This is a genomic window from Corynebacterium sp., assembly GCF_030530965.1.
GTDB lineage: Bacteria > Actinomycetota > Actinomycetes > Mycobacteriales > Mycobacteriaceae > Corynebacterium.
The window spans coordinates 1-6,029 of record NZ_JAUMTY010000052.1; the positions used below are offsets into that span (position 1 = coordinate 1).

The following is a 6,029-nucleotide window of genomic DNA, read 5'->3' on the forward strand; positions in this document are numbered from 1 at the left end:
CTGGTGCCCCTGGCTTTCTCAGCGAGATCCCCGGCCAGAGGATTGTTGCTGCACGACCTATTCCCGGCGCGTCCACGTCGGTACTCGCGTTGGTGAAGCCGAAGAAGGATGGGCCTCAGCCAAAGGCTGGCGACGAGCGGCGAAACAACGGGGTCAAGGTCACGGAACTATCTTTCGCCGAGCCGGCACACATACAGCCCCCACATACAGATAGCGAATGAGCCGGCCTATAAGCCGGATTTTGTCTACCATGCGGGGTCTCCCCCGGCATAAGAGGTAATCATCTATCTTGGGCTGCCATCGCTAGCAGCCTCACGCGGCTTACCCGCGGACTTGGACGAGCAGCCCTCAAACGCCCGCGCCGGCGCACCACAGCAATGGTGCGCCATCATGCCTTGCTCCCGGAAGGGTTTACCTAGCCACCACAGTCACCTGCAGTGCTGGTGCGCTCTTACCGCACCCTTTCACCCTTACCTGCAGATATTGCGTCTGCAGGCGGTCTACTTTCTGTTGCACGTGCCCTCAGGTCGCCCTGGGTTGCTGTTAGCAACATCCGTGCTCTGTGGAGTCCGGACTTTCCTCGACGACGGTCTGCGCAGCATCAGGCACGGTCTCTGCAAGCAGAGAACTCGCTGTGCTGTCGATTCCGCCCCCGCGATTACCCGGCCGGCTCAATCGCGAGGCTTCACTCTACCCCATCAACAAGGTGCGCGGTGGAATTGATGGCTTGCACGCAGATCGGGCCATCGCTATAAAAATCAACGATGCTGATTGACGACGTATCCAGGTGAAGCCGAACAAAGAAGTCAGAGTCGGCACACAAAGCTCGGCGCAGAACCGACTTGATGGGGGTCACGTGGCTAACGAGCAGCAGGTTGTCTCCCCAGTGTTGGTCAACGAGTTCCGCCACCGCCCGGTGAACCCGCTGATCTACGGCCTGAACACTTTCTCCTCCGGGTACGGGCATCGTCCAATCGGTAAACCACTTTTCGTGAATCTCGCCAAAGTGATCATGAACGTCTTTGAACGTCCGCCCATCCCATTCACCAAAATCGAGTTCGATGAGGTTATCGACGACGTCGACGGGCAAGTCCGTTGACTGCACCGACCCGGGACCCAGCTCTTCTTTGAGGTCATCAAGGGTTTGACGGCAGCGTAACGCAGGCGATGTCACCGCGGCTGTTAAATCGGCGTCGCGTAGCCATCGGCCGGCTCGGCGAGCCTGGCGGTGTCCTTCGTCGGTAAGAGGGATGTCGGCGCGACCTGCGTACTTACCTTGTGTGGAGTACGGCGTTTGTCCATGTCGGAGCAACACTAACCGGCAGCGCTGTGTCTCGGATGATCCCGGTAGCCAGGCAGCCATCAGACCGCTCCTCCCAGTTCAGGGTTGTACCGAATGAGGTATGTATTGCACTCCGGGCATTGGAGGAGTTCGTCGGCGGGGGCCTTGCGAAATGCCGTTAACGTGGCATTATCCAGCGACATGTGGCATCCCTGGCACACGCGGTCTATCAGCTGAGCGGCTCCGACTCCGTGATCCTCGCGCTGTATGTCGTAGGCCTCGACGATCTCGTCGGGCAATTCGTTTTTAATAACCTGAACTTTTCGATGCTTTTCGTCTATCCGCCGCTGCACCGCCATGATCGAGTCATCCAATGCGCGACGAGCAGCCGCAACGGAATCACCTGAGTCAATTGTTTCCGGTGGCTGGTCCAGACTCTCAGGGCTTTTGAGGTGCTGGTCACGCTGGGTTTCGACGTCATCGCGTCGAGATTCCAGCCGTGCTCGGATCCGCTGGGCAGCGTTAATGTCATGATTAAGGTCGCGTCGTCGTTCACGGTCTGAGGTCACCGTGAGCCGTTGGCGATCGTCGGCCTCTCGGCGACGAAGCTTGGCAATATCACTGTTGAGCTTGAATAATTCAGCATCCATCTCTGAGAGCGTGACCGATGCAGCAACAGTGCGAGAACGAGCGAGGGCTTTCTGCCTCAAAACTTCGTCAAGCCGCTGTTTTTCTGGCAGGTTGACGGCCCGCGCTTCCAGCACCTCAATGTCGTTGTGGAGCCGGGACATATCAAGAAGCCTTTTTTGATCCCGCACTGAGCATTTCATGCTGTCCTCCTCCATCGTGACGGTTGAAGCGCCTGGTGCGCCAGCACTAGCAGTTATATCTCTAGAACACTGATCTCTAGTAAACCAGCAAACCGGCCGTCCGTGTGGCGCTCAATGCCACACGTCTCGGCAGGCCGTTGGGTCATTCGGACTCGTCCTACCGCTTCTTGGTGGCGTGGACTGTCCAGGGATCTGTCCTCACCTCAATCACCTCGGCGGGCAGACCCAACTGCTCACGCATCATGGTGGCGACGGATGCACACCACGGAAACTCGCTGGCCCAATGTGCTGTATCCACCAAAACAGGCTTTCCGCGGCGGAGGTGCTCGTCGGCAGGATGGTGGCGGAGGTCCGAAGTCACATACACATCGGCACCCACCACCCGCGCTTGGTCCAAGAAACTGTCACCCGCTCCCGAGCACAACGCCACTGTTTCAATGCGCGTATCGGGATCGCCAGCTGCTCTGATGCCCTCCACGGTTTCCGGTAACGCATCCGCAACCCGCTGAGTGAACTCCTTGAGCGTCGTTGGGCTAGCGAGTTTCCCGACGCGACCAATCCCGCCGATCACACCACCGCTCATGGTGACGCAATCAAAAGCGGGTTCTTCATATGGATGGGCGCGGGCAATAGCGTCGATAATGGCGTCGTCGAGGTTTGGACGAGCAACAAATTCCACTCTTACCTCGGTGGCATGCTCTATCTTGCCGACGCTACCTAAAGCCGGGTGGGAACCGTCCTCCGGCAAAAACTGGCCTGTGCCCTCGGTCTCGAAGCTGCAGTGGGAGTACTGGCCGATCTTGCCCGCCCCCACGGCGAATACCGCGTCTTTCACCTTGTCAACATGGTCGACAGGGACCATTACGCCCCACTTATGCAGCGTCGACTTAATGGGGTTGAGCGGCTTCGTCTGTGTCACGCCCAGGAGGTCTGCCAAGATATCGTTGACGCCGCCCCGAGCAGCGTCGGCATTGGTATGGGCGGCAAATAACGCGCAGTCGTTTTTAATCAACCGGTGGAGTAACCGGCCCTTCGGATCGTCCGTCGCCACGGAATGAGTGCCCCTCAACAACAAAGGGTGGTGGACAATGAGCATGTCCGCACCCTGGTCAATGGCGTGATCGACGACGGCGTCCGTGGCCTCTAACGCGACGGCGACTCGGGAAACACTCGCGGACGGATCTCCGCAGATGAGGCCCACGCGATCCCACTCTTCTGCCAGGACCGGGGGAAATGCGGCATCCATGGTCTGACGAATATCAGCGACTGTAGTCATAGCCCTATTGTGGCATGAGGCTAGGACACGACTGGGGCAATAAGGCATCATGGCTATGCTCGACGACCACTTTGAATGTGCTGAACAGCGTCAATGAGCTGTTCCACGTCACGCGGAGGCCTCACAGCTAGCCGGAGTGCGGTGCCATCAAGTCCGGGGAACGTGTCCGTACGCCGAACCGCAATGCTGCGTGCTGCGAGTTCCTGGGTCAGACGACGCGTCGATTCCGGCGATGCCGGGCCATACCGTTCCGGTGGAATGACCAGCATAAATGGGGCTGCGGAGGGATAAACCTTCCAGCCCGATGTGGTCAAGGCCTCCACCATCGCGGTCCGATTGCGCACCATCTCTTCTTTATCGAGTCGGGACCACTCGATGCCCAGGGGACTCACTGCTTGACGCATCGCTTCCAATGCCAACGTTCCCACAGACCAGGGCGGACGTCCGTGGCTAAGTCTCTCAATCACGTCTGCGTCACCGACGAAATACCCGCACCGAAGCCCCGCCACCGAAAATGTCTTCGTCAACGATCGGGCCACCACTACCCCGGCCGGCCGATGTGGTACAAGCGACTCGGGGCACTCATTCTGGTTCTCAGACTGGCGCTCATAACGCACACCATCAGTGCCATCAGTGTTATCAATAGGCTCTGACGTGGCCATATCGATAAACGCCTCATCCACCAGAACGATCCGTCCGGGGCAAAGCGCCCGCTCAATATCCTCCCGGCGGTGAAGAACTCCTGTCGGATTCGTCGGATTACCAATCACCACGAGATTCGCGTCGTCAGGAATCACGCCCGGCCAGTCTTCGTCGGCAAGAGACCACCGAATAACACGCGTGACCGGAATATTAGCGCTGGTCAACGCAAGATCGGGCTCGGTGAAGGAAGGATGCAGAACAGCCGCTCGAACGCCATCCCCCCGTCGGCAAGCAGAACCTCCCGCGGCCGTAGCTCGCCTCCCACCAAAGATCTGGGGAAGCAAGGAAAAGCCCTCAGCCACACCGTTAAGAAGCATGATTTCTGACGGATCACACCCATGAAAATCGGCGATGACCTCGCGCGTTTCCTGCTCTTCCCACGGATACGCACCGAGATCGCTCAAGCGATGCGCCAGCGCCTCCTGCAGCCACGTCGGGGGCGCTGGGTGCCGAACATTCACTGCGAAATCAAGGTCCGCTCCCCGCGCGGCTTGATCCCCATGAATCTTCATCACGTCATTCACAGTGAATACAGTACCCACGGGCCACGGCCCCCATCCCAATCGCGGCTTATCCCAACCGCAGCCCATCCAATCGCTGCTCATTCCATGCCGCACTTCAGCGAGTCCCACGCCACCACTACGATAGATAGTCGCGTCGGCAATAGGCTCTGCCTGCACCGTGGATATCCTCATTGTTGGCGTCAACACCACCACGAAAGGATCACCTGTGACAGGTACCGAAACCTTAAAAATTGTCTTCGTATGCACGGGTAACATTTGCCGTTCGGCAATGGCTGACGTGATGGCGCGTGATGCCCTCGAGCGCGAAGGACTCCTCAGCCAAGTGCGCGTGGAATCGTGCGGCCTTGGCGGCTGGCATGTGGGACAAGGCGCCGACCATCGTGCCGTCGAAACCCTCCGTGAGCACGGACTCGATGGGACTGAGCATCGCGCAAAACAATATGGTCCCCAATTTGCCGACGCGAACCTGTTCATCGTCATGGACGACGGCCACCGACGTGCCCTCCGGAACGATGGTGTCCCGTCGCACAAGATCCGTTTCCTTCGCTCCTTCGATCCCGCTGGTGGACGCCATGAACCACTGCAGGATCCCTACTACGGGACGAAAGAGGATTTCACTGACGTCTACTATTCCATCGAGGCTGCGCTGCCGGGGCTAGTGTCGTGGGTGACACGTGAATTAGAGGATCGATCGGACCGATAAGAATGGCTCAACGGGGTTGGCGAACATTCCTCAAACCAGGATGGGTAATTACCGCAATCCTGGTGATCGCGTTCGCCTATGTGGCGTTCACAGTCCTGGCGCCGTGGCAACTCGGGAAAAATTCAAGGACGCAGGCGACCAATCACAGGTTGGAAAAATCGTTCCATGCGGACCCCGTACCTCTGTCGAAGGTCATCACGAAGACGGCGTCGGCACCAACCGGGACCATCGAAGAATCCAACGAGTGGAAGCGCGTCAAACTCCAAGGTTCTTTTCTTGCCGACGAGGAACTGGTGCTGCGTAACCGCCCGGTCAATTCCGATGCCGCGTACCAGATTCTGACTCCTTTTCGTGCTGACGATGGCACGGTCATCATGGTGAACCGCGGCTATGTGAGGCCTGAATCTGGAAGCAGGATCCCGTCCTTTGCTCCGCCACCCAGCGGAAAAGTGACGATCCAAGGCTATGTTCGGTTGGACGAGCCCGCCCCCGAAGAGCCGAAAACGACCCATGACGATGGTTACACCGAGATCACGAACCTATCGTCATCCTGGTACAAGAAAGAGATCCCCCAGGAAAATTTTGTTAAAGGGTATGTCCAGCTCGAGGACAATCAGCCGGGGACGCTCAACGCTATTCCGCTTCCGCAGCTGGATTCTGGCCCCTACCTGTCGTACGGCATCCAGTGGATTACGTTCGGGATTTTAGCTCC

At 58.3% G+C, this 6,029-nt stretch carries 7 protein-coding genes and 1 other RNA gene; 3 read left to right on the forward strand and 5 right to left on the reverse strand.

Annotated features, from left to right (window positions below):
- Positions 1-221, forward strand: a 221-nt coding sequence (locus Q3981_RS08860; RefSeq protein ID WP_303125390.1) for a hypothetical protein, incomplete at its 5' end; no start/stop codon positions are given.
- Here Q3981_RS08860 and rnpB read toward each other — a convergent pair.
- The 5 genes from rnpB to cobC all read right to left on the reverse strand — a co-directional run bounded on the left by rnpB (position 215) and on the right by cobC (position 4,785).
- Positions 215-674: RNase P RNA component class A (gene rnpB / locus Q3981_RS08865), an RNA gene on the reverse strand. The two genes, Q3981_RS08860 and rnpB, sit on opposite strands and share 7 nt — an antisense overlap.
- Positions 675-685: 11 nt before the next feature.
- Positions 686-1,363, reverse strand: coding sequence for a histidine phosphatase family protein (locus Q3981_RS08870; RefSeq protein ID WP_303125392.1), 678 nt, complete (start codon positions 1,361-1,363; stop codon positions 686-688).
- On the reverse strand, positions 1,363-2,112 hold the full coding sequence (locus Q3981_RS08875) for a zinc ribbon domain-containing protein (protein ID WP_303125395.1): 750 nt from the start codon (positions 2,110-2,112) through the stop codon (positions 1,363-1,365). Before Q3981_RS08875 ends, Q3981_RS08870 begins: the two co-directional genes overlap by 1 nt.
- A 157-nt stretch (positions 2,113-2,269) precedes the next feature.
- Complete coding sequence (locus tag Q3981_RS08880) at positions 2,270-3,388, reverse strand: Nif3-like dinuclear metal center hexameric protein (RefSeq protein WP_303125396.1); 1,119 nt, start codon at positions 3,386-3,388, stop codon at positions 2,270-2,272.
- 53 nt (positions 3,389-3,441) lie between these two features.
- On the reverse strand, positions 3,442-4,785 hold the full coding sequence (gene cobC / locus Q3981_RS08885) for an Rv2231c family pyridoxal phosphate-dependent protein CobC (protein WP_303125398.1): 1,344 nt from the start codon (positions 4,783-4,785) through the stop codon (positions 3,442-3,444).
- Between the two features lie 34 nt (positions 4,786-4,819).
- Between cobC and Q3981_RS08890 the strand changes: the two genes are divergently transcribed.
- Positions 4,820-5,317, forward strand: a complete 498-nt coding sequence (locus tag Q3981_RS08890) for a low molecular weight protein-tyrosine-phosphatase (RefSeq protein ID WP_303125400.1) — start codon at positions 4,820-4,822, stop codon at positions 5,315-5,317.
- Between the two features lie 2 nt (positions 5,318-5,319).
- Positions 5,320-6,029 (forward strand): SURF1 family protein (locus Q3981_RS08895; RefSeq protein ID WP_303125402.1); only part of this gene is annotated, 710 nt, incomplete at its 3' end.

What these genes read in the sequence shown, in the direction of transcription:
- Q3981_RS08880 (WP_303125396.1), bottom strand. Translation starts at nt 3,388, where the DNA reads ATGACTACAGTCGCTGATATTCGTCAGACCATGGATGCCGCATTTCCC.
- cobC (WP_303125398.1), bottom strand. Translation starts at nt 4,785, where the DNA reads ATGAGGATATCCACGGTGCAGGCAGAGCCTATTGCCGACGCGACTATC.
- Q3981_RS08870 (WP_303125392.1), bottom strand. Translation starts at nt 1,363, where the DNA reads ATGGCTGCCTGGCTACCGGGATCATCCGAGACACAGCGCTGCCGGTTA.
- Q3981_RS08875 (WP_303125395.1), bottom strand. Translation starts at nt 2,112, where the DNA reads ATGAAATGCTCAGTGCGGGATCAAAAAAGGCTTCTTGATATGTCCCGG.